This window comes from Pseudomonas sp. PB101, from assembly GCF_009764265.1.
Taxonomy (GTDB): domain Bacteria; phylum Pseudomonadota; class Gammaproteobacteria; order Pseudomonadales; family Pseudomonadaceae; genus Aquipseudomonas.
Window position 1 is genome coordinate 1 of the sequence record NZ_RWIR01000075.1, and the last position, 25,356, is coordinate 25,356.

General features: G+C 60.7%; 21 protein-coding genes and 1 pseudogene. 7 read left to right on the forward strand and 15 right to left on the reverse strand.

Going from position 1 to position 25,356, the window contains the following annotated elements; genetic code table 11:
* The 5 genes from EI969_RS22930 to EI969_RS22950 form a co-directional block, all read right to left on the reverse strand.
* Nucleotides 1-322: SDR family NAD(P)-dependent oxidoreductase (locus tag EI969_RS22930; RefSeq protein ID WP_160389778.1), on the reverse strand; the 322-nt coding region annotated here is incomplete at its 3' end.
* 179 nt (nucleotides 323-501) lie between these two features.
* A complete protein-coding gene (locus tag EI969_RS22935) occupies nucleotides 502-1,569 on the reverse strand; it encodes a phosphotransferase family protein (protein WP_160389779.1) in 1,068 nt (355 codons plus the stop codon).
* A 144-nt stretch (nucleotides 1,570-1,713) separates the two neighbouring features.
* On the reverse strand, nucleotides 1,714-2,679 hold the full coding sequence (locus EI969_RS22940; protein ID WP_160389780.1) for a 2-hydroxyacid dehydrogenase: 966 nt from the start codon (nucleotides 2,677-2,679) through the stop codon (nucleotides 1,714-1,716).
* Between the two features lie 156 nt (nucleotides 2,680-2,835).
* A complete protein-coding gene (locus EI969_RS22945) occupies nucleotides 2,836-3,426 on the reverse strand; it encodes a TetR/AcrR family transcriptional regulator (RefSeq protein ID WP_160389781.1) in 591 nt (196 codons plus the stop codon).
* 29 nt (nucleotides 3,427-3,455) lie between these two features.
* Entirely contained in the window at nucleotides 3,456-3,839 is a 384-nt protein-coding gene (locus tag EI969_RS22950; protein WP_160389782.1) for a tautomerase family protein, read from the reverse strand.
* A gap of 378 nt (nucleotides 3,840-4,217) precedes the next feature.
* Between EI969_RS22950 and EI969_RS22955 the strand changes: the two genes are divergently transcribed.
* Entirely contained in the window at nucleotides 4,218-5,498 is a 1,281-nt protein-coding gene (locus EI969_RS22955) for a serine/threonine transporter (protein WP_160389783.1), read from the forward strand.
* Nucleotides 5,499-5,712: 214 nt separating this feature from the next.
* Here EI969_RS22955 and acnB read toward each other — a convergent pair whose 3' ends face one another.
* Nucleotides 5,713-8,313: a bifunctional aconitate hydratase 2/2-methylisocitrate dehydratase gene (acnB, locus tag EI969_RS22960; RefSeq protein WP_160389829.1), complete on the reverse strand. Its 2,601-nt coding sequence runs from the start codon at nucleotides 8,311-8,313 to the stop codon at nucleotides 5,713-5,715.
* Between the two features lie 457 nt (nucleotides 8,314-8,770).
* Here acnB and EI969_RS22965 point away from each other — a divergent pair, with 457 nt between their 5' ends.
* Nucleotides 8,771-9,241, forward strand: coding sequence for a DUF1289 domain-containing protein (locus EI969_RS22965; protein WP_160389784.1), 471 nt, complete (start codon nucleotides 8,771-8,773; stop codon nucleotides 9,239-9,241).
* 177 nt (nucleotides 9,242-9,418) lie between these two features.
* Here the strand turns inward: EI969_RS22965 and EI969_RS22970 are convergent, their stop codons facing one another.
* On the reverse strand, nucleotides 9,419-10,282 hold the full coding sequence (locus EI969_RS22970; RefSeq protein ID WP_160389785.1) for a universal stress protein: 864 nt from the start codon (nucleotides 10,280-10,282) through the stop codon (nucleotides 9,419-9,421).
* Between the two features lie 162 nt (nucleotides 10,283-10,444).
* Here EI969_RS22970 and EI969_RS22975 point away from each other — a divergent pair, with 162 nt between their 5' ends.
* Together EI969_RS22975 and EI969_RS22980 are read left to right on the forward strand one after the other, a co-directional pair.
* On the forward strand, nucleotides 10,445-11,053 hold the full coding sequence (locus EI969_RS22975) for a tRNA-(ms[2]io[6]A)-hydroxylase (RefSeq protein WP_150718370.1): 609 nt from the start codon (nucleotides 10,445-10,447) through the stop codon (nucleotides 11,051-11,053).
* Between the two features lie 108 nt (nucleotides 11,054-11,161).
* The gene (locus EI969_RS22980; RefSeq protein ID WP_160389786.1) at nucleotides 11,162-11,575 is read left to right on the forward strand and encodes a VOC family protein; all 414 of its coding nucleotides are present in this window, start codon (nucleotides 11,162-11,164) and stop codon (nucleotides 11,573-11,575) included.
* A gap of 20 nt (nucleotides 11,576-11,595) precedes the next feature.
* Here EI969_RS22980 and EI969_RS22985 read toward each other — a convergent pair whose 3' ends face one another.
* From EI969_RS22985 to EI969_RS23000, 4 genes and pseudogenes are all read right to left on the reverse strand, one after another.
* Nucleotides 11,596-15,213: a hypothetical protein gene (locus tag EI969_RS22985; RefSeq protein WP_160389787.1), complete on the reverse strand. Its 3,618-nt coding sequence runs from the start codon at nucleotides 15,211-15,213 to the stop codon at nucleotides 11,596-11,598.
* Nucleotides 15,214-15,557: 344 nt separating this feature from the next.
* Nucleotides 15,558-17,801 (reverse strand): TonB-dependent siderophore receptor, encoded by a 2,244-nt coding sequence (locus EI969_RS22990; RefSeq protein ID WP_160389788.1) that lies wholly within the window; start codon nucleotides 17,799-17,801, stop codon nucleotides 15,558-15,560.
* 107 nt (nucleotides 17,802-17,908) lie between these two features.
* A pseudogene (locus tag EI969_RS22995) lies at nucleotides 17,909-17,980 on the reverse strand (GFA family protein); the annotation flags it as partial.
* 24 nt (nucleotides 17,981-18,004) lie between these two features.
* Entirely contained in the window at nucleotides 18,005-18,403 is a 399-nt protein-coding gene (locus EI969_RS23000; RefSeq protein WP_160389789.1) for a PaaI family thioesterase, read from the reverse strand.
* 252 nt (nucleotides 18,404-18,655) lie between these two features.
* Between EI969_RS23000 and EI969_RS23005 the strand changes: the two genes are divergently transcribed.
* The 3 genes from EI969_RS23005 (at nucleotide 18,656) to EI969_RS23015 (ending at nucleotide 21,850) form a co-directional block, all read left to right on the forward strand.
* Nucleotides 18,656-19,540, forward strand: coding sequence for a LysR substrate-binding domain-containing protein (locus EI969_RS23005; RefSeq protein WP_160389790.1), 885 nt, complete (start codon nucleotides 18,656-18,658; stop codon nucleotides 19,538-19,540).
* Nucleotides 19,541-19,640: 100 nt separating this feature from the next.
* The gene (aguA, locus tag EI969_RS23010; protein ID WP_160389791.1) at nucleotides 19,641-20,750 is read left to right on the forward strand and encodes an agmatine deiminase; all 1,110 of its coding nucleotides are present in this window, start codon (nucleotides 19,641-19,643) and stop codon (nucleotides 20,748-20,750) included.
* Between the two features lie 2 nt (nucleotides 20,751-20,752).
* Nucleotides 20,753-21,850: an extracellular solute-binding protein gene (locus EI969_RS23015; RefSeq protein WP_160389792.1), complete on the forward strand. Its 1,098-nt coding sequence runs from the start codon at nucleotides 20,753-20,755 to the stop codon at nucleotides 21,848-21,850.
* 122 nt (nucleotides 21,851-21,972) lie between these two features.
* Here the strand turns inward: EI969_RS23015 and EI969_RS23020 are convergent, their stop codons facing one another.
* From EI969_RS23020 to EI969_RS23035, 4 genes are all read right to left on the reverse strand, one after another.
* Complete coding sequence (locus tag EI969_RS23020; RefSeq protein WP_160389793.1) at nucleotides 21,973-22,590, reverse strand: DNA-3-methyladenine glycosylase; 618 nt, start codon at nucleotides 22,588-22,590, stop codon at nucleotides 21,973-21,975.
* Nucleotides 22,591-22,594: 4 nt separating this feature from the next.
* A complete protein-coding gene (locus EI969_RS23025) occupies nucleotides 22,595-23,407 on the reverse strand; it encodes an isocitrate lyase/phosphoenolpyruvate mutase family protein (protein WP_160389794.1) in 813 nt (270 codons plus the stop codon).
* A 34-nt stretch (nucleotides 23,408-23,441) separates the two neighbouring features.
* A complete protein-coding gene (locus tag EI969_RS23030; protein WP_160389795.1) occupies nucleotides 23,442-24,524 on the reverse strand; it encodes a bifunctional transcriptional activator/DNA repair enzyme AdaA in 1,083 nt (360 codons plus the stop codon).
* Nucleotides 24,525-24,706: 182 nt separating this feature from the next.
* Nucleotides 24,707-25,327, reverse strand: coding sequence for a LysE family translocator (locus tag EI969_RS23035; RefSeq protein WP_160389796.1), 621 nt, complete (start codon nucleotides 25,325-25,327; stop codon nucleotides 24,707-24,709).
* Nucleotides 25,328-25,356 lie beyond the last annotated feature (29 nt).

The window sequence follows — 25,356 nt, forward strand, 5'->3', positions numbered from 1 at the left end:
TGTCCAGCACGTTGCAGAACTGCGGGTTGGTCGCGGCGTTGTTGACCAGGATGTCGAGGCGGCCGAACTGTTCCTTGATGCCGGCGAAGACCTGGCTGATCTGTTCCATTTCACCGATGTGGCAGGCGATGGCGGTGGCCTTGCCGCCGGCGGCAATGATCGCGTCGGCGACGTGTTGGCAGCCTTCGAGCTTGCGGCTCGAGACGATCACGTGGGCGCCTTGCTGGGCCAGCAGTTTGGCGATGGCTTCACCGATGCCACGGCTGGCGCCGGAGACGAAAGCGATCTTGCCGTCGAGGTCGAACAACTGAGTCTTGGACATGGGGTTCCCTTATGAAAAGTCTTGTTGTTGAGTCAAGTGCCGGGTGTCGCTGATGCTGTCGGGTGGGGCGGGTTGCTGCGTTTGGTCATTGAACGAGCGTTATCGTTCGCGACCATCGCGAGCAGGCTCGCTCCTACAGGGGGTTGTGTGTAATCGAGCAGCATCGGGGCGCGTCGAGGTCAGAGGGTGGATTTCTGGATGACTTGCAGGCTCATTTGCTCCAGCAGCTTGTTCATGTGAATGAACTGCGCGAAGCGTTTGTCCTGGGTCTGGCCGTGGTAGAAGCGGTAGTAGATCTGCTGCACGATACCGGCCAGGCGGAACAGGCCGTAGGTGTAGTAGAAGTCGAAATTGTCGATGCGGATGCCCGAGCGTTCGGCGTAGTAATCGACGAATTCGCGGCGGGTCAGCATGCCCGGTGCGTGGCTCGGCTGGCGGCGCATCATCTGCACGGGCGCCGGGTCGTCGGCTTCGATCCAGTAGGCGAGGGTGTTGCCCAGGTCCATCAACGGGTCGCCCAGGGTGGTCAGTTCCCAGTCGAGCACGCCGATGATCTGCATCGGGTTGTTCGGGTCGAGGATGACGTTGTCGAAACGGTAGTCGTTGTGCACGATGCTGGAGGTCGGGTGATCGGCTGGCATCTTGTCGTTGAGCCAGGCTTTGACCGTTTCCCATAGCGGCGCATCCGGAGTCAGGGCTTTTTCGTAGCGATCGCTCCAGCCCTTGATTTGCCGCGCCACGTAACCTTCGGGCTTGCCGAGGTCGCCCAGGCCGTAGGCGTTGTAGTCGACGCGATGCAGTTCGACGAACTTGTCGATGAAGCTCTTGCACAGGGCTTCGGTTTTCGCCGAGTCCAGCCCGAGTTCCGGCGGCAGGTCCGAGCGCAGGATGATGCCGTTGACCCGTTCCATCACGTAGAACTCGGCACCGATCACCGACTCGTCGGTGCAGTGCACGTAGGCTTTCGGACAGTACGGAAAACCGTCGCGCAGTTGATTGAGGATGCGGAACTCACGGCCCATGTCATGGGCGGATTTGGCCTTGTGGCCGAACGGCGGGCGACGCAGGACGAATTCCTGTTCGGGGTATTCCAGCAAATAGGTGAGGTTTGAAGCGCCGCCCGGAAACTGGCTGATCTTCGGCAAACCGCTGAGCCCCGGAATATGGGCCTTGAGGTAGGGATCGATCAGGCTGGCATCGAGCTCTTCGCCGGTGCGGATACGGGTGGATTGGTCATTAAGCGCCATGCTTATCCCTTCTGCTTATTCTGGAGGCCTGAAACTATTGGCTAATCTAATGCGCACACTCCAGACCCACAACCGCGAGCGGCTCTTATAGGTGAGCGTGTTGCCGGCCAATCATTGTTTTTGATACAGCTGTTTGAATTGCCGTCAATGAGCGACCCGGCTCTTGGCGGGCGGCAAGTCGATCGGCGTCAGCACCGGTTGGTTTGCGAAAAACGCCACGAGGTTCTTGCCCACCAGCTCGACGGTGCCTTGGGTGGCTTCCGGGGACAGCCCGGCGACATGGGGCGTGAGGATCACATTGCTCAGGTTCTTGAGTGCATCCGGTACTTGCGGTTCGTGATCGAACACATCCAGTGCAGCACCGGCGATCCGGCGTTGCTCGAGGGCCGTGATCAGGTCCGCGGTGGCAATTACGCTGGCCCGGGCGATGTTGACGATAAACCCCTGGGGACCCAATGCGTCGAGGACCTGGCGATTGATCAAGTGCTTGGTGCCCAGGCCGCCGGGCGTGGCGACGACCAGGAAGTCCGAGGCGCGCGCCAGTTCGGTCGGGGTCGAGCAGAACGTGTAGGGCACATCGCTGCGATGCTGGCGGTTGTGGTAGCTGATGCTCATGTCGAAGCCGGCGCCGGCGCGTTTGGCGATGGCCATGCCGACCGCGCCGAGGCCGAGGATGCCCAGGCGTTTGCCGGCGAGGGAAGGGCGCATGATCTTCGGCCACTCGCCGCGCCGTACGGCGGCATCACAGCGGGGTACGTCGCGCACCAGCGACAGCAGCAGCGCCATGGCATGGTCGGCGACGGACGAGGCGTTGACCCCGGCGCCGTTGGTGACGGTGATGCCCCGGTCAGCGGCGGCCTGCAGGTCGACGTGTTCATAGCCGGCGCCGATCACGCAGATGATCTTGAGGTTGGGCAGCGCGGCGATTTCATCGGCATACAGCCCCAAAGGGCCGCGGGTGAGTACGGCGTCGATCTGGCCGGCGTGGCGGGCGATGGCTTCGGCGCGCTCGGCGGGTGTCGGGGCCAGAATCAGGTGGAAGCCCTGATGTTCGAGGATAGGCAGGTAATCATTGATGGTTTCAACCAGTACCAGAACGGTTACAGGCATGCTTGGCTCCCTGTGGGCATCGGAAAATCGGCAAAACGTCGCTTGAGATTGCAGATTCAAGGATAGCTTGGCAACCGCCAGCGATGGTCGTTAACGATGACGCGTTTGAACGGGATAAACGCGGCGCATTGGCGTCCATCGCCGGCAAGCCGGCTCCTACGGTTTTCCGGGCATGAGAGTGGCGCGGGCAGCCTCGAGAATTTCGTCCGACAGCGGATCGCCGCGAGTCGCCCGGGACAGCATCAGTGCGCCGAACATCATTGAGTACTGCGCCAGCGCCTGCTGCCGTTTGCAGGCTTCGTCCTCTGTGTCCAGCAGCGAACCGAGGGAATCGAGCAGGTCGTTCAGGCCCTGCACGTACGTTTGCCGCAAGCCACTCTGGGCGGCCTCATGGCACATGTCTCCGGCAAAGGCCACCACCGGGCAGCTTTCGCCCGGGTTGTCCCGGCTTTCATTGGACAGGTACGGTTCGACCACGGCGCGGCGGGCAGCGTCCTTGCTGTCCTGGTCGGCCACCCGCGCTTGCCAGTTTTGCGCCGCTTGCTTGAAAGCCCTTGCGCTGGCTTCTTGCGCAAGCGCTTCCCTGGATTCGAAGTGGCCGTAGAAACCGCCGTGGGTCAGGCCCGCCGCCGCCATCACTTCGACCACACTGATTCCGTGCAGGCCGCGTTCGCGAAACAGCCGTGTGGCGGCTTCGACTATGGTCTCGCGGTTGAGGTCGGCTTGTTTGCGGGAAACTCGGGGCATGGGTCACTCTCGGGTCTGCAGGTTGACTATCAGAGGGCGTATTGGGCAATTCCGTTGCCGAACGACCAATTCTCTTTTTTCACTTCCACCAGATTGATGAAAACGTCCTCCAGGCGCAACGCCAGCTCTGCGTGAAGGCTCTCGGCGATGGTCTTGTAGAGGCGTTTTTTCTGCTCGATGGTCCGGCCTTCGCTCATGGTGATCTGGATCACCACCAGTTGGTCCGTGCGGTCGATGCCCAGGTAACCTGGATCAAAGATGAAATGCTGCTCATCGTGTTCGTTGAGGATCTGGAAATTATCGTTTTCCGGCACGCCGATGGTGCTGTGCATGGCGGCGTAGATCAGTTGGCCGATGCGCTTGGCGTGGGTGGGGTCCTGATGTTTTTTGATGTCGACGCGAACCAGTGGCATGGGAAGACTCCAGGAGGAATGCAGGTGGGTTAAAAATACATGATGGTAGACCTTTATCAAGTGGTAAACGCCATCTTGCGATGAAGCGCAGGATCTGAAAGCCGCACAAATTCCTGTGGGAGCGGGCTTGCCCGCGAAAGCGGTGTGTCAGTCAACTCAACGCTGAATGTGCCGCCGCCTTCGCGGGCAAGCCCGCTCCCACAGGTTATGTGTCGTTCATTATCGTCAACCTGGTACCACCGTTCCTCACCTAAGTCTTTGCTTCTGTTCACTAATCCTCCAGAATCGCGCCCCTGTTTCGGCCAAGGCGCTGCCTGTCGGGTATTCCGACGCGTCCTGGCCGGGTGGCAAGTGACCGGAATGTGGAGATCCCACCGGATGAATGATCAGGCCAATAGCGTCAACAAACGCTATGTAGCAGCAACACCCGCGACGCTTTCGAACTGGAATCGCCAGGACACCACCTGGATGCTGGGCCTGTTTGGCACGGCGATTGGTGCGGGAACCCTGTTTTTGCCGATCAACGCAGGCCTGGGCGGTTTCTGGCCGCTGCTGATCCTGGCGTTGCTGGCGTTCCCGATGACGTTCTATGCACACCGTGGGCTGACCCGGTTCGTGCTGTCCGGTCGCGAAGGCGCCGACATCACGGAAGTGGTGGAAGAGCATTTCGGCATCAAGGCCGGTGCGCTGATCACCTTGCTGTACTTCTTCGCCATTTTCCCGATCCTGCTGATCTACAGCGTGGCGCTGACCAACACCGTGGGCAGTTTCCTCGAGCATCAACTGCACATCACGCCGCCACCGCGCGCCGTGCTGTCGCTGGTGCTGATCCTCGGCCTGCTGGCGGTGGTGCGTTGCGGCGAGCAACTGATCGTCAAGGCCATGAGCCTGATGGTCTACCCGTTCATCGTTGCGCTGCTGTTCCTGGCGGTGTACCTGGTTCCGCACTGGAACGGCGGCATCCTCGCCACCGCCAGCAGCGTGCCGGCGCCCTCGGCGTTGCTGCACACCTTGTGGCTGGCGATTCCGGTGATGGTGTTCTCGTTCAACCACTCACCGATCATTTCGGCGTTCGCGGTGGACCAGAAGCGTCGCTACGGTGAGCACGCCGAAGAGCGCAGCTCGCAGATCCTGTCCCGCGCCCACCTGCTGATGGTGGCGATGGTGCTGTTCTTCGTTTTCAGTTGCGTGCTGACCCTGTCGCCAGCGCAACTGGCGGAAGCCAAGGCGCAGAACCTGTCGATCCTGTCGTACCTGGCCAACCACTTCAGCAATCCGACCATCGCCTTCGCGGCGCCGTTGATTGCGTTCGTGGCCATTTCCAAGTCGTTCCTGGGCCACTACATCGGCGCCAGCGAAGGCCTCAAGGGGCTGATCGTCAAGAGCGGCAAGCGTCCATCGGCCAAGGCCCTGGATCGCATCGTGGCGGCGTTCATGCTGGTGGTGTGCTGGATCGTCGCCACGCTGAACCCGAGCATCCTCGGCATGATCGAAACCCTCGGCGGCCCGGTGATCGCGGCGATCCTGTTCCTGATGCCGATGTACGCCATCCGCAAGGTGCCGGCGATGGCGCGCTATCGCGGTCAGGCGTCCAACGTCTTTGTGACGGCGGTGGGCCTGGTGGCGATTTCGGCGTTGATCTATTCGTTGAGTGCTTGAGTAGAGAGCCAAGAGGCGCTGAATACTTTGTGGGAGCGGGCTTGGTCCGGGCGGCGTTCCGACGATGACGTCCTCACAGGCGGCATAGATGTCGAATGTGCCGACCTCATCGCGGGCAAGCCCGCTCCCACAGGTTTGTCGGTGTCAGTTAAACCAGGCATAAAAAAACGCCGCCCATCTCACGATGGGCGGCGTTTTTCATTGCGTTGCTACGTTAGGCTTGAACGACCGGGATGTTGGCGTTCGCAGCAGCTTCACGGAACTCGGCGATCTGGTCGAAGGACAGGTAGCGGTAGACATCGGCCGCCATGCTGTCGATCTTGCCAGCGTATTCCATGTACTCCTCGACGGTCGGCAGGCGACCCAGGATGGAAGCCACCGACGCCAGCTCGGCCGAAGCCAGGTAGACGTTCGCGCCGTCACCCAGACGGTTCGGGAAGTTACGGGTCGAAGTCGACACGACAGTCGAGTTCGGCTCTACACGTGCCTGGTTACCCATGCACAGCGAGCAGCCCGGCATTTCCATGCGCGCGCCGGCCTTGCCGTAGATGCCGTAGTAGCCTTCTTCGGTCAGCTGGTGAGCGTCCATCTTGGTCGGCGGCGACAGCCACAGACGGGTTGGCAGCTGACCCTTGACCTGTTCCAGCAACTTGCCGGCAGCGCGGAAGTGACCGATGTTGGTCATGCACGAACCGATGAACACTTCGTCGATCTTCTCGCCAGCAACGCTGGAGAGCAGGCGAGCGTCGTCCGGGTCGTTCGGCGCGCAGAGCACAGGCTCCTTGATGTCGGCCAGGTCGATCTCGATGATTTCAGCGTATTCGGCGTCTTTGTCCGCTTGCAGCAGCTCAGGGTTGGCCAGCCAGGCTTCCATTGCTTGGGCGCGACGTTCCAGAGTACGTGCATCGCCGTAGCCTTCGCCGATCATCCAGCGCAGCAGGGTGATGTTGGACTGCAGGTATTCGGCAATCGACTCTTTGGACAGCTGGATGGTGCAACCGGCAGCCGAACGTTCAGCCGAGGCGTCAGACAGTTCGAACGCTTGCTCGACGGTCAGTTTTGGCAAACCTTCGATCTCCAGGATGCGACCGGAGAAGGCGTTCTTCTTGCCTTTCTTCTCTACGGTCAGCAGGCCAGCCTGGATCGCGTAGTAAGGAATGGCGTGAACCAGGTCACGCAGGGTGACGCCTGGCTGCAGTTCGCCTTTGAAGCGAACCAGGATCGACTCAGGCATGTCCAGCGGCATGACGCCGGTGGCTGCGGCGAACGCAACCAGGCCGGAACCGGCCGGGAACGAGATGCCGATCGGGAAACGGGTGTGCGAGTCACCACCGGTACCGACGGTGTCCGGCAGCAGCATGCGGTTCAGCCACGAGTGGATGATGCCGTCGCCCGGACGCAGGGAAACGCCGCCGCGGGTCATTATGAAGTCAGGCAGGGTGTGGTGGGTGGTCACGTCGATCGGCTTTGGATAAGCCGCGGTGTGGCAGAAGGACTGCATCACCAGGTCGGTCGAGAAGCCCAGGCACGCCAGGTCTTTCAGTTCGTCACGGGTCATCGGACCGGTGGTGTCCTGGGAACCGACGGTGGTCATCTTCGGTTCGCAGTAGGTGCCCGGACGAACGCCGGTCACGCCGCAAGCCTTGCCGACCATTTTCTGCGCCAGGGTGAAACCCTTGGTGCTTTCAGCTGGTGCTTCAGGCTTCTTGAACAGAGTCGAAGGTGGCAGACCCAGCTCGGTACGAGCCTTCTCGGTCAGGCCACGGCCGATGATCAGCGGGATACGGCCGCCGGCACGTACTTCGTCCAACAGGACCGGGGTCTTCATTTCGAAGGTGGTCAGGACTTCGTCGGTGCCGTGCTTGCAGACTTTGCCAGCATGCGGGTACAGGTCGATCACGTCGCCCATGTGCATGTTGGAAACGTCGAATTCGATTGGCAGTGCGCCAGCATCTTCCATGGTGTTGTAGAAGATCGGAGCGATCTTGCTGCCGAAGCAGAAACCGCCGGCACGCTTGTTCGGCACGTAAGGAACGTCGTCGCCGAAGAACCACAGTACGGAGTTGGTCGCCGATTTACGCGAAGAACCGGTACCGACCACGTCACCGACGTAGGCGATAGGGAAGCCGGCGTTGCGCATTTCTTCGATCTGCTTCATCGGACCGGTGACGCCTTGTGCGTCAGGCACGATGCCGTCGCGAGCCATTTTCAGCATGGCCAGGGCGTGCAGCGGGATGTCCGGGCGGGACCAGGCATCAGGCGCAGGGGACAGGTCGTCGGTGTTGGTTTCGCCGGTGACCTTGAACACGCGCAGGCTGATCTTGTCGGCCAGGGTCGGGCGCTTCACGAACCACTCGCCGTCAGCCCAGGATTGCAGGACGCCTTGGGCGTGAACGTTGCCGTTCTTGGCTTTTTCAGCCACGTCGTGGAAGGCATCGAACATCAGCAGGGTGTGCTTGAGTTCTGCGGCAGCTACTGGCGCCAGTTCGGCGTCGTCCAGCAGGTTGACCAGCGTCACGATGTTGTAGCCGCCCTGCATGGTGCCGAGCAGTTCAACAGCGCGTTTCTTGTCGATCAGGGGGGAGTTGGCTTCGCCTTTGGCGATGGCGGACAGGAAACCGGCCTTTACATAGGCTGCTTCGTCCACGCCTGGCGGAACGCGATTGGTGATCTGGTCAACGAGGAATGCTTCTTCGCCAGCCGGGGGATTTTTCAGCAGCTCGACCAGGCCTGCAGTTTGTTCGGCGTTTAGCGGCTGGGGAACGATACCCAGTGCTGCGCGCTCTTCGATATGTTTGCGGTAGGCTTCAAGCACAGTTATTACCCTCATCAGTGGTCCCAAATGGGTGTCCGGGACGCTCATCCCGAAATTGCCGTACTCATGCGCTGCATGGCGTTGTGAGCCACTTAGCCAGAATTACCGACAATTCCTTACAGAAGCTGCTTTCAAAGTTTTACGCCTGCAGAACGGGAGCTGATGAGGGTTGGCGTTGGGCTTTTCCCCGCTGGAAAAACCCATCGCCAACACCGCTCTGAAGGAACGACTGTGCTCGTGACGCTTTGAAAACAGCTTCTAACGGACATTGGCGCCTAAAAAGGCAGGCTGATTCTACGGCAAAAAAAAATTTAAGGTAAGTCAGTGTTTATTGGACTTTGGTGGAGGCGGCCAGCAAGGTGCCATTGACCTTAACCCTTTGACTTTGAGGGGTGATGAATATCGGACAAAGGGCTAACATGCCGGCCTGTTCTGCTTTTCGCGTTTTTGCCTACCTATGCCCAATCAGACCATCAAGACGCCGTGCGTCGGCCTTTGCTCCACTGTCTACGGTGACCTGGTGTGCCGTGGCTGCAAGCGTTTCCACCATGAAGTGATTCACTGGAACGGTTACAACGAGGAAGAAAAGCGCGCGGTATGGCTGCGTCTCGAGCAATTGCTGTCGCAAGTGATGGCCGCCAAGGTGGAAATTTTCGATCCGGCGCTGCTGCGCATGCAGCTGGAGCAGCGCAAGATCCGCTTCGTGCCCCATCAGTCGGAATATTGCTGGGCCTACCAGTTGATTGCCCGTGGCGCACGGGTGATCAACAACCTCGAAGCCTACGGGATGGTGTTGCTGCCGGAATTTCGCGAGTGGAACCTGCCGGAATTGCGCGATGCCATTGATCGGGAGTTTTTCCTGCTTTCCGAGGCGCATTACCAGCGCTACATTGCGCCGGGGTTTCTGAAAGACGTCTTTGGCGGGTGAGCCGCTGATATGTGGCGAGGGGGCTCGTCGGATCGCCGCACCGTCCCGTTCGGCGGCGCAGCCGTCGCAAATTGAGCTGGCACAGTACATCTGCCGGAATGCAGGGGGCCGCTTCGCGACCCAACGGGGCGGTGCGGCGGTCCGACAAGCCCCCTCGCCACAAAAGCATGTTCGGCCTCAACGCTTGACGGCCATTTCCTCCAGATGATCCTCGATCTCCTGCGGCTTGAGCACCAGCACATCGCTCTCCACCGCATCGAGCACCACTTCCGCCGTATTGCCGATCAACGCCCCTGACAACCCGCTGCGGCCCACGGTGCCGATCACCGTCACCGCCGCCTGCAGTTTGTGCACCATGAACGGAATCAGCACGTCCGCCGGGCCTTCCTCGATGTGCAGGTGTTCATCGTCGATGTCGAACTCCGCCTGGAACGACCTGCATTGCTCGCGGTAGCGCGCCTGGATGGTTTCGCTGAGTTGAAAGGTCGGGTCGGCCGACGACAGCATCGGCGACGGGTGGGCGCTGATCACGTGCAGGTGGGCCTTGGCCAGGGTAGCGATGTCATAGCCATGATCAATGATGGTGTCGTGCAGGTGGCGGTGTTCGAGGTCGGTGTTGCCGACATCGATGGCGGCCAGGATCACTTTGTCTTTCCATGAACCGGCGGTTTTCACCAGCAGCACCGGGGAAGGGCATTGGCGCAGCAGTTTCCAGTCCTCGGGTGTCAGCAGGGCCTTTTTCAGTGCGCTGTCGGGAAAGTGCTGCTTTACCACGAGACCGCAGCCTTCGGCTTGCTGCACATCGATGATGGTTTGATGCAGGCTCTGGTTCCAGGCCTGCTCGGTGGTGACGTTGTAACCGTCTTCCAGCAAAGCGGCCTTGAGCACACCCAACATGCCGCTGTGATCATGCTTGGGGTCGCACACCAGCAGATGCAACTGGGCCTGGGTCACACCGGCGATCAGCTTCGCCCGTTTGAGCGCCAGGCTTTCGGAGTGTTCGGGGTCGATGACCACCAGAATGCTGCGTACGGCTTGCATGATCGCTATCTCCTGAAAATGAAAAGGCACGGCGTTGCACAACTATAGTTGCTGCCAACGATTCGGTGACTTGATGCATATCAACGGTTGGCGACTGGTGGTCTGCGGGCAGGCCGGTATAATCGGCGCCCTTCGTTTTGAACCTATTTTTCCGTGAGCCCCATGATCCTTCCCGAAATTCACGAGTTCCTTGGCTGCCGCACCCCCGACGGCTGGGTTCAAGCCGCGCTGGCCGACCAGGAAACCCTGCTGATCGACCACAAGAACTGCGAATTCAAGGCTGCCAGCACCGCATTGAGCCTGATCGCCAAGTATCACTCCCATGTCGACCTGATCAACATGATGTCGCGCCTGGCCCGGGAAGAGCTGGTGCACCACGAGCAGGTCATGCGCCTGATGAAACGCCGCAAGATCGGCCTGCGCCAGCTGTCCGCCGGGCGCTATGCGTCGGGGCTGCGCAAGGTGGTGCGCAGTCACGAGCCGGTGAAACTGGTGGATACCCTGGTGGTGGGCGCTTTCATCGAGGCGCGCAGTTGCGAGCGTTTCGAAGCGCTGGTGCCGCACCTGGACGAGGAACTGGGCAAGTTCTATTTCGGTCTGCTCAAGAGCGAGGCGCGGCATTTCCAGGGTTATCTGAAACTGGCCTACCAGTATGGTGACGCCAAGGACATCGCCCAGGTGATCGACAAGGTCCGCGCCGCCGAGCAGGAACTGATCGAGTCGCCGGACGTCGAATTCCGCTTTCATAGCGGTGTACCGGCTGCGGCGTAACCTGCAAAGCGCCACCACCGGACAGTCGTCAGTGAATTTTGGTGGCCCTGAACTACAGTCAACGGGTCACCGGTCATGCTGTAGACGATATTTTCAGGGATCATTCCAATGCAAGCGTTCACGATCAAGCAAATCGATCACATAGTCCTGCGCGTCGAGGATCTCGAACGAAGCATCACTTTTTACGGCGATGTATTCGGCGCCGAACTGGTCAAGCGCCGCGACGATCTGGGCATGGTGCACTTGCGGGCGGGTGCCTCGATGATCGACCTCGTCGACATCCGGGGCGAACTCGGCCGCAAGGGCGGTGCTGCCGCTGCCCGCGAACGGCGCAATGTCGATCATTTCTGCCTGCGCATCGAACCGTTCGACGAGGAAGCGCTGATCTGTCACTTGCAATCCTTCGGCCTGGCACCCGAGAAAGCCGCCGTGCGCTTCGGTGCCGAAGGCAGTGGGCTGTCTATCTATTGCTTCGATCCGGACGGCAACCAGGTCGAACTGAAAGGGCCGTCCCAAGCGTAAGGATCATGCCCGTTTGGTTTTCAGCCCAGATCACTCAATGACAAAAACACGTGTTTTGGCATTGGCGTAAACCGGTCACCGCGCAGTTGGCTGATGGCATACGCCGCGCTGGCGGTGCGGCCATTACCGTCGCCGAACCCCTGAAAGCCTGCAATGGCCGCCAGCAAGTGTTTGTCAAAGTGCTCATGGGCGGCATCCAGGGTTTTCAGGTGTTGGTCCATCAGCGCAAAACCGCTGATGCTGCCGCCATATTTCGATGGCGCACCTGCGTTGCGCACCGAGCCAGCGAGTTGGGGGACGAGCCGGCTGTGGATCTCCTTGATGACGGCAGAATCGGTGAGCGATTTATTGTTGCCCGCGTACTCACGCAGTAACGCAACGATGTTTTCGAAGTCGTTGCCGTCGGACGTCGATCCCTTCAGCATCCAGGCGCCGGCTCTCTGCGCATTGTCGGTATAGCCCTGGGGATTGAAGGCGGATTCGGGCATGACATCGGCATAGGGCGCTTTGCCCAGATCCTGCTTCAACACACTCTGCTGGTGATTCTTGAGGTAGCTGACTTTCTTTGTTTCAAGTTCGGCGACAAAGCCCAGCGTTTCCGAATAGTCACGGGCGCCTATGGTGAACCGGGTTCCATCGAAGCGGCTGGGCTTGCCTTCAATGAACGCGATCAGTAGGTCGTTGGTGGCCTGATGGCCGATCAACGACTCCAGCTCCTGGAGTGGTCGCGCCGGGAGTGCGGCTTCTCTGATGGCATTGTTAAACAGATGCTCCAGCTCCGCGGATGATGCGCCCTTGGGCAGGAGAACGTTTTTCTCACTGAGCCGCGCAACGATCTGTTCGACGGTTTCCAGCGTGTCATCCTTGAACAGCGCACGGGCATGGGCCACTGTCGGCAGGCTCATGCGCAGTTCGGCAGCGGCCCCGGATTTGCTGAGCGCCTTGATCAGGTCGTAGGAGCCGCTGGAACTGCTCGTCAACCGACGCAGCTGTCCGGCACCCAACCGTGTGATCGAAAGGCCGTGGGCACCCAGTTTAAGGGCGCCCTTGCCGATCAGTCTGGCACCGCCCTGAATCAGTTGCGGAACGCCGTCCAGCGGGTTGAACAGCGACAGCACGAAACGTGAGCCGACCTTGCCCAGGCTGAGCAGTCTTGAACTGCTGGCGAATACTTTGGTAAAGGCGCCGGCGCCCCCCACGAAGGTGAACAACAGCAGGGTCGCGTCCATCACACAGCTGAACAATGCACTGTCGCGGCGGCTTTCCTTGCCCGATGCGAGGCCTTCAATGCATTCCTTGAACGGAATAAGAATGTTCAGAACTGTCTCGAGAAGACGCTGCCATTGTTCGTAGCTTTCTTCCAGTTCGGTTTTGTCGTAACCCATGGCATAGAAAGCATCGTAGGGCAGGGGCGGCTGGTGTTCTGCCAAATGCTGTGCGAGCTCACTGAATCGTCCGCAGTTGTAGCTTTCCATCGGGCTGCGCTGATAGGAAATCCAGCTCGCTCTGTCGAAACTGGCAAATTGCTCCAGCAGAACGTTGCGTGTACCGGGTAGCGAGCCGTTATCGAGCGCCTTGCCTTTGAAGTAGACCTCGCTGTCAATGGATGCCTTGAACAGGAAAATTTCTGTCTTTAACGCTCCCTCGCCCTTATCCCTTCTGTTATTGCTGTCGGGGCCGGGGATCTGACGGGTCAGCTCTTGATTTATCCGGCACGCCCCCAGCAGTGCGAACAGGTCGTAGGCAGTCACCTCCTCGTTGACTTTACTCAGCATGACGATCCCATAAGGTGCGACTTTTTCGCCTGATCGGTGTATCTGGCCATCAATCCCGATCGGGGGAACGGTGAGCACCCGGTATAGCGCCAGATAGCCCTGTTCGATGGCTACCCGGTCTTCAAGAGGGATTTGCGACAGTGCGAGACGAATGAAAGTCGTCAGGCCTTTTTTATGCAGTGCGTATTGGCTGTCGACTTCCCTGGCATACAGCGTGTTAACGGGTTCGAGGCTATGGAGTCGTTCCCGTTCAAAGGTGTAAGCCGTCAATCGGCGCGCCAGATACAGGTCAAGTAGAGACTCCGGCGCGCTGGCGTAATCGCTTATCTTGAGTTCCGGGTCCAGTCCTGTTGCCTGGATCACAGATCGTGCGATCGCCCTGCGACTCGGCGGAGCAGTGGAAATGTTCTTGAAGGCTTCGCGTGTTTCCTCAAGGAAGGCGTTGTATTGCGTTGTGGCATGCTCGACGAGTGTTTGCGTCGGCAAATTTTCGGCATTCTCCAGGTCAAGACCATTGATCGTGTTCCAGTCCAGAACACAACGGGTCAGGATCAAGTCATGCAGTGCCTGTTGGGCGGGACTGGCAGGCGCGATGGCGCCCAGTTCGTTCAGGCTTGCATAGGACATGCGGCGCGACAACCCGGGCGCAGTGGCTTCGGCGAGCATCACTGACTTGCGTAGCATGACCCAGCCCGAGGAACCCAATTGCAGTGCCGCTGGCACATACACCAGGAATTCAGGTGCAAGGCCGGCGAATATCAATTGCAACGCCAGAGGTGCAGCCGTTGCCTGAACAAAGAACGAATTGACGACGATGTCGGTAAACTTTTTCCTGATGTCGTAAGGATTCGCCTGAACATAGCGTGGTTCGTATAGGTGAAACGAGCGGTAGAACTGCTGCTCACTCTCTTCGGCCAGACCAAAATCCAGCATGACCGCGGCAACCAGCAACCTGCTGCACTGATGAGGCGACAGAGGTTTTTCGGCAGAAACCGCGTTGAGATTCATGGCTTCGAAACAGGCTTGGGCGAAATCCCTGGCCCTGGGAGCTTCGACAATCAGCTCCCAGCTTTTTTCGGGTTCTTCCTGCAGGAATGCGGCGGATCGATTGCCGTCAAACAAGGTGTCGGTTAAATAATTGAGCAGGGGTTCCGGTCGGACGCTGTCCTTGTTCACCACCCGCGCAATTTGTTGTTTTATCAGTAAATGCTGATCTGGCGTAATGGCGAGCAACGTTTCCTCAGTGTCACCCGACAGGCCCCAATAGTTTCCATAGGTGGGCGGCGCTGGAAGTTCAAGTTGTAGCAGGCTGATGAGATTGGAAATGTCGGGAATGTTTTTTGGTGTGTTCAGTTGATGGAACTTCAACCAGTTCTGCAGTGGAATATAGTCACTTGAGGAAACAATGCTCCCGGTCAATGCTGCGGTTTTTGCCAGAAGTTCTATATCAGCTTTTGATGTGGGAATGGCGCGGGTCACTGCATCGGTGACTTCTTCGAATTCAAAGTGTGTGGCCGGTGATTGAGTGGTTTCAGCCTGTAGAAGAGTGCCGTCTTCGGTAATCAGGATGAATTCGTCCGAAGTCGGGCCGTAGGGGCCGGAAAGTCTTGCGAATTCTGGCTGTCGAACCAATTGGCGAAGCACGGTTTTACTGGAACGATGGCTCTGTTCGAAATCACTGCCCTCAATGATTTTAACGATGATGTCATTGATTTCGACCGTTTCGTTCGCCCGGGCACTGGCTGGCAAATTGTCCTTGTCTGATAAGTCGAAAATTAACGTCAAAGTGCTGGCAATGGCTTGGCGCTCTTCCATGTCCGCAGTCGCGGGTAATGGATTGAACAGGTTCAATGGTTTATTCATGAGAATGGCCACCTTCCTTGGTAGGTAAGTTTTTGAGTGAGTCGTAAAGGTAGGCGACTATATCGGAAGGAGGAAGATTGATGTCTCGTAGTTGATTGCAAGTTATTTAATGGTTGCTGAAAGTGTTGGAGGCCATTTGTTTTCGGCGGCGGTGTAAGTGTGTGTTTAACTCAAAAAGGTTTTTCACGTAATTCCGGAAAACACCGGTACCTGTAGGAGCCGGCTTGCCGGCGATGGTCGTCAACGATAACGCGTGCGTCCTGACTAAGCGCGGCGCACTTGAGTCCATCGCCGGCAAGCCGGCTCCCACAGGTATTACGGTGTTTCCTGTCAAACGTTCAGCTTCAGAAATCCCACGTTGTGGTCAGCATCACGTTGCGTGGTTCGCCGTAGTAGGTGGTGTCGAAGTTGCCCAGGCCCGTCAGGTAGCGTTTGTCGAAGACGTTGTTGGCATTGACGGTGAAGCTCAGGTTCTCGTTGAACTGGTAGCGGCTCATCAGGTCGACGAGGGTGTAGCCGCCTTGCTTGATGCGGGTGTAGTCGCCCACGGTCGGGCTGTAGATCTTGCCGTAGAACGCGCTCTGCCAGCTGATGCCGCCGCCGATGGTCACCTGGTCCAGTGCGCCGGGCAGGCGGTAGGTGGTGAACGTGCGCACGACATGTTCCGGTTTGCTGGTCGACAGCGGGAAGCCATAGATGCGCTGCTCATCGGCGTCACGGGTGCGGGCGTAGGTGTAGCCGGCCGACACGTTCCAGCCATCGGTCACTTCACCGGCCAGTTCCAGTTCCACGCCTTTGGTGGTCGCGCCGTCGATGGCTTTGTAGATGCCTTCGTTGGTCACCGGGTTGGTGCCGATCGATTCGGCGACACCGTCTTGTTCGATGCGGAAGAAGGCCAGGCTGGCGTTCAGTCGGCCGTCGAAGTAAGCGGCTTTCAGGCCGGCTTCGTAGCTGTCGCCTTCGACCGGTGCCAGGGTCGAGCCGTTGATGTCCTTGTAGGTTTGCGGCTGGTAGATGCTGGTGTAGCTGGCGTAGGCCGAGTAGGTGTCGTCCAGGTCATAAACCACGCCGGCGTAGGGCGTGACCACCCCATGTTCCTTGTAGCTGGCATGGGTGTCATCGAGGCCGGCACCCGGATAGTACGAATAGTCTTCGTTGTACTTGTAGGTGCTCAAGCGGCTGCCGAGGATGATCGACAGGTCGTCGGTCGCGTGCAGGCGCGTGGCCAGGTACAGGCCGTTCTGGCTCTGGGTGCGTTCGTACTTGCCGTTTTTCGGGAAGTTCTGTTCCGGCAGATCACCGTTCCAGTCATAGATGCTGCCCGGGACCATGGCGAAGGCGCTGGTGTCGAAGGTCGCGCCGGTCTGGCGTGAGTGGGAGGCCATGAAGCCCGCCGTCAGCTCATGTTCGCGGCCACCCAGGGTAAAGGGGCCGGAGACGTTGACGTCAGCGGTGTTTTGCACGCGATGACCTTCCCAGCGCCCCCAGTACAGGAACATGCCTTCGCCGGTGGCGCGGTCCGGGTTGCCGCCGCTGGCCGAGGCCAGGCGAGTGTCGTGATCGGTGGTTTTCTGGTCGAGGGTAGCCTTGAACTTCCAGTCGTTGGCCAGGGCCTGTTCCAGGGAGGCGAAGTAGGTGATGTCGTCGAAGTCGCGTCGGCTCCAGTCGGCGCCCGGGTTGAAGTGACGCGGGAAGTCGGTGCGCCCGCCATCGGAGAAGTACACCGGGTTGCCGGTCCAGGACGAACCGCGCGGGGTGGCGCTCGATTTGTCGACACCGAAGGTCAGCAGGGTGTCGGGTGTCAGGTCGGCTTCGAGGATGCCGTAGAACAGGTCTTTCTTCTGGCTGTAATGGTCCTGGTAGGAGTTCTTGTCGGAATAAGCGCCGACAAAGCGACCACGCACGCTGCCGGAATCGTTCAGCGAACCGGAAATGTCACCGACGCTGCGATAGGCGTCCCACGAACCGACGGTGCCGCTGATCGACGCCTTGAATTCCTTGGTCGGCTTCTTGCGGATCAGGTTGACGGTGGCGGACGGGTCGCCCGCACCGGTCATCAGGCCGGTCGCGCCCTTGACGATCTCGATGCGGTCCAGGCTGGAGGCGTCGTCGCCGTTGGCAGGGTTTTCACCGTAGACACCGTCATACGGAATGTTGATGCCGTCGTACTGGAAGTTGGTGATGGCAAAACCACGGGCGGAAAATTCGGTACGGTCACTGTCGTACTTCTGCGTCGAAATGCCGGGGGTGTTGCGCAGAGCATCGCCGACGCTCTGCACGCCGCGGTCGTCCATCTGCTGGCGGGTGATGACCGTCACCGATTGCGGCGTCTCGCGGATCGACAGGGGCAGGCCGGTGGCCGAAGACGTGGAACCGGTGGTGTAGGAGCGGGTGCCTTCGGTGGTGGCGCCGAGCGCCTGGCCGGAAATGGTCGTTGCCCCCAGTTGCAGTACGCCGTCGTCCCTGGCCGGCTTCTTCCCGGCATCGGTTTCAGCGGCGTGGGCGGCGAGGCTCAGCAGGGCGGCGGGCAGGGCCAGCGCCAGAGGGCACAAGGCAAAACGGAAACGGGCGACAAGCTGGTGCGACATGGGGATCCCTTGCATCGAATCGATCGGTAGTTGAAGTGCTTCTGAGGGGTTAACCGAACGAAAAACGCAAAGGGGAACCGTTGTGCGAAAAAAATTGATAATTATTCTCAGCGGGTCAGGCCGAGACGCTCATGCCACTGGGCGATGGATTCTTCGGGGTACAGATCGAACTGCTGATCCGGGCTGCACCTGGACCGTCGCGGCTACTGGACAGGCACCAGAATCGCGTCGCCGGTCGCCACCAGTTTCAGTTGATCGCCGGTTTGTGCGAACAGCTCGGCGCGGGCGAACACCTGCTTCTTGCCGGCCTTCAGCACGCGGCCCCGGGCGACGAACACTTCACCCACCGCAGGCGCGAGGCAATTGACCGAGAAATGCGAGGCCAATACGTTGCCGGCGACCGTCCCGGCGGCAAAGCCGCAGGCGGTATCGAGCATCGCGCCAATCAGGCCGGCATGCAGGAAGCCGGCGTATTGCGCCATGTCGGCTGCGCGAAAAGCCAGGGTGAGTTCGGCTTCGCCGCTTTCGGCGCGGGTCACTTCGAAACCGGCCCAGCGGTTGAAGGCCGAGGTCGAGTTGATCTGTTTGAGTGTGTCGAGCATGGCGAATCCCTCCGGTTGAGGCATCAACATGCGCCGGGTGCGGGTGGATGTCATGCTCCATAAGGGAAGGTGATGGGCAGGTGGGTTGGTGGTGAATGGGCTGGCCTCATCGCGAGCAGGCTCGCTCCCACATTTGGAATGCAATCCCCTATGGGAGCGAGCCTGCTCGCGAAGAACGATTACACGGTCCCACTGGACGCCCACCAACGGCCAAGTCAGCATGGCCCCCTAAAAAACCGGGATCAAAACCCAATGCGACGATTACCTTCCCTGGCAGCCCTGCGCACCTTCGAATGCGCCGCCCGCCATGCCCATTTCGGCCGTGCGGCGGCCGAGCTGTGTGTCACCGACAGCGCGGTCAGCCATCAGATTCGCCAGCTCGAAGAGCAGCTCGGTGTATCGCTGTTCGTGCGCGAGGGCCGGCAGATTCGCCCGACCCTGGCCGCCGGGCGCCTGATGCAGAGCTTGCAACAAGCCTTCGAGCTGATTGGCGAGGCCTGCGATGAACTGCGCGACCCTTCATCCCTGGCGGTATTGCGCCTGGCGGTCACCGCCGAGCTGGCGCAGAAGTGGCTGATGAGCCGGCTCACGGATTTCTACGCGCGTTACCCGCACATCACCTTGCACCTGTACGAGCAACCGATCGACGCCACGGCGCCCGGGGAGGACATCGACCTGGCGATCACCTACGGCACCGGTCCCGTGGACAGCTCCGCGTATTTCGTCCGGCCGCTGCCGGCGCTACAGTTCTTCCCGGTGTGCAGCCCCGGGCTGTTCAACCAGGGCTCGCTGAAAACCCCGAAAGACCTGGTTCGCCATTGCCTGCTGCACGACGATCAGGACGGCAAGACCTGGACCGCGTGGCTCACCAGCCATGCCGGCGACCAGCGCCCCGACCGGCAGCTGTATTTCGCCCACGCCGGGCTCGCGCTGGAAGCCGCCGCGCAAGGGCAGGGCGTGGCCATGGGCGACAACCTGACGGCCCAGGAAGATTTGCTCAGCGGTCGCCTGGTCCGGCCATTCACGTCCAGCATGACCGCCCTGGGCCAATACGCGCTGGTGTGCGAACGGGTGCGGCTGGAACGTCCGGCGGTGGCGCAGATGCTGGAATGGTTCAACGATCAGTTGCTCGATTGATGAGTTGAATTCAAGTATTCCGTAATATTCATCGTTGGCGAGCCAGGCGCCAACGCCCTTAGCCTGTGGTCATTCCAATCCCTGCTGAAGAGGTTTGACCATGGCCCGTTTGCTCGACACCACCCCCAAACAGGACGGTTTCCGTCTGCCCGGCGAATTCGAAGCCAAGTCCGGCTGCTGGCTCGGCTGGCCGGAGCGCACTGACGTGTGGCGCAACGGTGCCAAGCCTGCGCAGAAAGTCTGGGTGCAGATCGTCACCGCGATTTCCATGAGCGAACCGGTGACCGTGTGCGCCTCGGCGGCCCAGTTCGCCACCGCACGCCGGCAGTTGCCGCCGCAAGTGCGCGTGGTGGAAATGACCTGCAACGACACCTGGTTCCGCGACAGCGGCCCGTGTTTTGTGGTCAACGACCAGAGCGGCGAAGTGCGCGGCGTCGACTTCGAATTCAACGCCTATGGCGGCCTCGACGGTGGCTTGTACTACCCGTGGGACAAGGATGACCAGATCGCGAGCAAGATCCTCGAAATCGAACGCTTCGACCGCTATCGCGCGCCGCTGATCGCCGAACTGGGCGGCATCCAGAGCGACGGCCAGGGCAGCATCCTCACCACCGAACAGTGCCTGCTCAACCGCAATCGCAACCAGCATCTGGGCAAGGACGAAGTCACCCGCCGCTTGACCGATTACCTTGGCGCCGAGCAGGTGATCTGGCTGCCACGGGGCTGCAAGTTCGACGAAACCGATGGCCATGTCGACGACCTCGCGTGCTTCGTGCGTCCCGGCGAAGTGGTGTTGCAATGGACCGACAACCGCGACGACCCGCAGTGGGAAATCTATCAGGAGGCCTACGACATCCTGCGCAGCACTCGTGACAGTCGTGGCCGCGAGTTGATCGTGCACAAGCTCCCGCAGCCGGATGTGCTGGAGTGGACCGCCGAAGAAGCCGAAGGCCTGGACCAGCAGGACAGCACCCATACCCGCCAGGCCGGGACGAAAATCTGCGCGTCGTACATCAACTACTACGCCGGCAACAGCTCCATCGTGGTGCCGCTGTTCGGTGATCGCAACGACAAGGTGGCGATGGCGACCCTGGCCGAGCTGTTCCCGCAGCACAGCATCGTCGGTATCGAAAACTCCCGGGAAATCCTTCTCGGCGGCGGCAACGTCGCGTGCATCACCATGCCGCAGTACGCGGGCAAAGGAGTGTAACCATGGGCCTGCACAAACTGACTCAAGCAATACTGCTGGTGCTTGCACCCCTGTGTGTGCAGGCCGCCGATACTGCCAAGCCGGTGGTCAACCTGTACATCTGGGGCGAGTACCTGGCCCCCGACACCTTGAAGAATTTTGAAGCGAAAACCGGCATCCATGTGGTGGCCGATCATTTTGACTCCCTGGAAACCGTCGAGACCAAGTTGCTCACCGGTCGCAGTGGCTACGACCTGGTGCTGACGGCGGGGCAGCACCTGTCCCGGGCCATCGAGAGTGGCGCGGTGCAGACGGTCGACAAGCAGCAGCTGCCGCACTTTGCCGGCGTCGGCGAGGAGTTCCGCCAGCACATGGCGGTGTTCGATCCGGGCAACCGTTATGCCGGGATCTACGCCTGGGGCACCACGGGCGTGGGCTATCAGGAGGAGGCGGTCAAGCAGCGCCTGCCCGACGCGCCGACCGACAGTTGGGCCATGCTGTTCGACCCGGCCGTGGTTTCTAAATTCGCCGATTGCGGCGTCAGCCTGCTCAACGATCCCAACGAAGTGTTTGCGGCGGTCATGAAATACATGGGGCTGGACATCAACCGCCAGAACCTCGACGACCTGAAACTGGCCGAACAGCAACTGGCGAAGATTCGGCCGTACATTCGCTACTTCGACAACGACCTGAACATCAGCGACCTGGCCAACGGCAACACCTGCGTGGCGATGTCGTGGAACGGCAACGTGGGCATCGCGGCAGGCCAGGCCGAGGCCGCGGGCAAGCCGTATTCGCTCAAGTACCGGATTCCGAAGGAGGGCACGCTGATCTGGTTCGACGCCATGGTCATTCCCAGGGACGCACCGCATCCAAAGGCTGGTCTTGCCTTGATGGACTACCTGATGACCCCGGAGGTGATCGCGCCGATCACCGACACCATCCATTACGCCAATGCGATCACGGCGGCGGATGCCTTGGTCGACCCGGCGATTCGCAACGATCCGGGGACGTACCCGCCGGCGGCGGTCAAGGCTTCGCTGTACAGCAAGAATGACAATGGCAAGGCGTTCAACCGGGCGTTGATCCGGGCGTTCAGTCGGTTGAAGTCGGGGTTGTAGTGTTATCTGGTCTGACGCCATCGCTGGCAAGCCAGCTCCCACAGGTCAGCGTCATACATATATTTTGTGTACGACTCGGACACTGTGGGAGCGGGCTTGCCCGCGATGAACGATAACGCGGTCTATTTGTTAGGCACCCGCCACAAATACCAGGCCGCCACCGTCCGATACGGGCTCCACCCCAACCCGATCTCGATCATCTGCTTGCGCGTCGGCTGCACGTCCAGCCCCTTGAGCCGTCGATAACCCTCACGCACGCCAAAATCATCGGCCGGCAGGATATCCGGCCGCTCCAGGCTGTAGATCAGCAGCATTTCCACGGTCCAGCGACCGACGCCGCGCAACGTGATCAACCGTTCGATCAGCGCTTCATCGTCCATGGCCAGCGCCGTGGCGTAATCCGGCACCACGCCGTCCAGCGACGCCTGGGCGATGCCCTGGATGGTCGCGATCTTGCTCGCGGAAAACCCGCAACTGCGCATCCGGTCGAAATCAGTCGCGACGATCTGCTCGGGCCGGGGAAACGCACCCGAACCAAACAGCGCCAGCAGGCGGCCGACAATCGCATCGCCGGCCCTGGCGTGCAGTTGCTGATAGGCAATCGCCCGCACCAGCGACTCATACGGATCACGCGCCGGATGCGGTTGGTGCAGGCACGGGCCGATGGTGTCGATGTGGCGGCGCCAGTCTTCATCGATGGCGGCCAGGAACCGGCTGGCGGCCAGATAGCCGTCGGACATGGGCTCAGGCTTTCCCGGACGGTTTCAGCAGGGCGTTCACTTCGCCATAGGTCAACGCCTTCAGGTCATGGCTGTCGAACTTGCCGGTTTGCAGAAAGCTTTTGGCGATGCCGGCCATGGCGCCGTAGAGGAATTCGGCGATGCCCGACCCGGCGCTCAGGCGACGAACGCCGAGTACTTCAAGTGCTTCGGGCGACGGCAGGCCGGGGAGCCCGAGCACATTCAGTGGCAGCGAGGTGCCGTGGCACAGCGCCTTGATCTCGTACTCGGCGGTAACGCCGGCCGCGAACAGGCCGTTGGCCCCGGCCGCCTGATACAGCGCGGCGCGTCTGAGGGTTTCGGCGACGCGATCTTCGGCAGGCACCAGGCCGCGCAGGTAGACATCGGTGCGTGCATTGATGAACAGGTTGACGTTGCGCCGTTCGGCCACCTGGCGGGCGGTTTCAATCTTGCGTACCAGCAACTCCGGCGGCGAGGAACCGTCCTCGATGTTGATCCCGACGGCGCCGGCGGCGATCACCGCGTCAACCACCTGTGCCACGCGTTCCAGGTCATCGGAATAACCGGCTTCGATGTCCACGGTCAGCGGCACACAAATGACCCGGGCAATTGACTCGACGGTCGAGACCAGGCGCTCAAGGGGCAGGGTATTGCCGTCCGGATAACCATGCACCCAGGCCACCGCCGCGCTGCTGGTGGCCACGGCCTTGTTGCCCAGTTGCTCCACCAGTCGCGCCCCGGCGGCATCGGCGACGTTGGTGAGGATCAGCAAACCCTGCTGATGCAATTGGTGCAGTTGATTGTCGAGCCTGTCCATCGAGCTTCCTTCCTTTTGAAAAAGACGTGGGGGTTCAGAGCGCCAGCTGCTCCGTGAGCTGCACCGGCGCGTTCTCCAGCCTGAGCAGAAACGCCTTGCGTGGCTGGCCTCCAGCGTAGCCGGTCAGCGAGCCGTCGGCGCCGATCACCCGGTGGCAGGGCACCACAATCGATAAGCGGTTATGCCCGTTGGCCAGGCCCACCGCCCGGCTGGCACCGGGCTTGCCGAGGATCGCCGCGATGGCGCCGTAGGTGGTGGTCCGGCCGTAGGGGATCTTCGCCAGTTCCGCCCAGACCCGGCGCGAGAACTCGCTGCCGGGCATGTGCAAGGCCACGCTGAACTCGGTGAGCGTGCCGGCGAAATACTCGGACAATTGCGCCTCGATCTGCTGCAAATGCACGTTGTGCCCCGGTGCCACGGCATAACCGAAACGGTTTTGCAGCGCTTCAACCTCCGGGGGCAGCGATGCCTGGTCGAGAAACTCGAGCAGCACCAGCCCACGCCGTTCGGCCATGGCGATCATCGGCCCCAGCGGTGTGGTCAGGCGCGTGAACAGCAGCGGCTCGCTGTTGGCCGCGCGGCCCGGGGTGATGTGGAACGACTTCTGGAAGGCATCGCGGAAACCACTCAGGGACTCGTAGCCGGAATCGAAGGCGACGGCGTCGATGGAGTCGCCCTGTTTGATCCCGCCCAATGCCATGCCCAGGCGCCGGGCGCGCAGCCAGGCGTGGAAGGTCATGCCGAAATGCTGCTTGAACCAGCGCCGCAGTTTTAGCGGCTCGATGCCTGCGGCCAGTAGCTGGGCGTCGGTCCAGCGCTGTTCCGGGTCGGCGTCTACCGACTTGAACAATGTCTGCACCCAGTCGGGCGCGCTGGCGGCGGTGTCCAGTGGTTTGCAGCGCAGGCAGGCGCGGTAGCCCGCCGCCAGGCACTGTTGGGCGTTGGCAAAGAACTCGACATTCTCAGGCTTCGGGCTGCGGGCGGTGCAGCCGGGGCGGCAGAAGATGCCTGTGGTCTTGACCGCCGTAAAGAACACGCCCTCGTAGGAGGTGTCTCGTTCGAGCATGGCGCGAACCATCTCGGTGCGGGGCGGGAGCAGCGTTTTTTGTAGGTTCATGGGCGCAGCATAGATCGCGTCAGGGGTGGTCTCCACCGGAAAATCGACAGCGAATTTCGTTCATTGCAGGCAGTACCCTGTGGGAGCGAGCCTGCTCGCGAAGGCGGCGTGCCAGTCACCTCGATACTGGATGACACTACGCTTTCGCGAGCAGGCTCGCTCCCACACTGATTACCAACATTTCAGGCGCGTCTGGCCATCAGCAGTACCGATGCCGCTGCCGACAACAACCCGGCGCAGCAGCGGTTGAACATCCGCTTGCCCGACGGCCTGGCGAACCAGCGACGCATGTGCAGGCCCATGTAGGCATAGGCGCCGATGGCGATCCACTCCAGCACCAGGAACAGCGCGCCCAGCACCACGAACTGCGGCGCAATGGCGTGGGTCGAGTCGACGAATTGCGGCAGGAACGCGGTGAAGATCAGGATCGCCTTGGGGTTGCCGGCCGCCACCAGGAACTCCTGTCGGGCCAGTGCCAGCGTGCCAACGGGCGCGGTGCTGACCACGTTTTCGACGCCAGGATCGGCGCGCCACAATTGCCAGGCGAGGTAGAACAGGTACGCCGCGCCGAGGATCTTGATCGCGTAGAACAACAGCTCGGAGGTCTGCAGCACCACCGCCAGCCCCGCCGAGGCCAGGGCAATCATCCCAGCGAACGCCAGCAACCGGCCGATGCCGGCCACGCACGCGGTGCGGTAGCCATAGCGGGTCGAATTGCTGACCGACAACAGGTTGTTGGGGCCGGGTGCCATGTTGAGGGCGAAGCAGGCCGGCAGAAACAGCGTGAGGGTGGCGAGGTCCATGATCGGCTCCTGTAGCAAGAGCGCTATTT

What these genes read in the sequence shown, in the direction of transcription:
- EI969_RS22935 (WP_160389779.1), bottom strand. Translation starts at nt 1,569, where the DNA reads ATGGCGCTTAATGACCAATCCACCCGTATCCGCACCGGCGAAGAGCTC.
- EI969_RS22940 (WP_160389780.1), bottom strand. Translation starts at nt 2,679, where the DNA reads ATGCCTGTAACCGTTCTGGTACTGGTTGAAACCATCAATGATTACCTG.
- EI969_RS22945 (WP_160389781.1), bottom strand. Translation starts at nt 3,426, where the DNA reads ATGCCCCGAGTTTCCCGCAAACAAGCCGACCTCAACCGCGAGACCATA.
- EI969_RS22950 (WP_160389782.1), bottom strand. Translation starts at nt 3,839, where the DNA reads ATGCCACTGGTTCGCGTCGACATCAAAAAACATCAGGACCCCACCCAC.
- EI969_RS22955 (WP_160389783.1), top strand. Translation starts at nt 4,218, where the DNA reads ATGAATGATCAGGCCAATAGCGTCAACAAACGCTATGTAGCAGCAACA.
- EI969_RS22965 (WP_160389784.1), top strand. Translation starts at nt 8,771, where the DNA reads ATGCCCAATCAGACCATCAAGACGCCGTGCGTCGGCCTTTGCTCCACT.
- EI969_RS22970 (WP_160389785.1), bottom strand. Translation starts at nt 10,282, where the DNA reads ATGCAAGCCGTACGCAGCATTCTGGTGGTCATCGACCCCGAACACTCC.
- EI969_RS22975 (WP_150718370.1), top strand. Translation starts at nt 10,445, where the DNA reads ATGATCCTTCCCGAAATTCACGAGTTCCTTGGCTGCCGCACCCCCGAC.
- EI969_RS22980 (WP_160389786.1), top strand. Translation starts at nt 11,162, where the DNA reads ATGCAAGCGTTCACGATCAAGCAAATCGATCACATAGTCCTGCGCGTC.
- EI969_RS22985 (WP_160389787.1), bottom strand. Translation starts at nt 15,213, where the DNA reads ATGAATAAACCATTGAACCTGTTCAATCCATTACCCGCGACTGCGGAC.
- EI969_RS22990 (WP_160389788.1), bottom strand. Translation starts at nt 17,801, where the DNA reads ATGTCGCACCAGCTTGTCGCCCGTTTCCGTTTTGCCTTGTGCCCTCTG.
- EI969_RS23000 (WP_160389789.1), bottom strand. Translation starts at nt 18,403, where the DNA reads ATGCTCGACACACTCAAACAGATCAACTCGACCTCGGCCTTCAACCGC.
- EI969_RS23005 (WP_160389790.1), top strand. Translation starts at nt 18,656, where the DNA reads ATGCGACGATTACCTTCCCTGGCAGCCCTGCGCACCTTCGAATGCGCC.
- aguA (WP_160389791.1), top strand. Translation starts at nt 19,641, where the DNA reads ATGGCCCGTTTGCTCGACACCACCCCCAAACAGGACGGTTTCCGTCTG.
- EI969_RS23015 (WP_160389792.1), top strand. Translation starts at nt 20,753, where the DNA reads ATGGGCCTGCACAAACTGACTCAAGCAATACTGCTGGTGCTTGCACCC.
- EI969_RS23020 (WP_160389793.1), bottom strand. Translation starts at nt 22,590, where the DNA reads ATGTCCGACGGCTATCTGGCCGCCAGCCGGTTCCTGGCCGCCATCGAT.
- EI969_RS23025 (WP_160389794.1), bottom strand. Translation starts at nt 23,407, where the DNA reads ATGGACAGGCTCGACAATCAACTGCACCAATTGCATCAGCAGGGTTTG.
- EI969_RS23030 (WP_160389795.1), bottom strand. Translation starts at nt 24,524, where the DNA reads ATGAACCTACAAAAAACGCTGCTCCCGCCCCGCACCGAGATGGTTCGC.
- EI969_RS23035 (WP_160389796.1), bottom strand. Translation starts at nt 25,327, where the DNA reads ATGGACCTCGCCACCCTCACGCTGTTTCTGCCGGCCTGCTTCGCCCTC.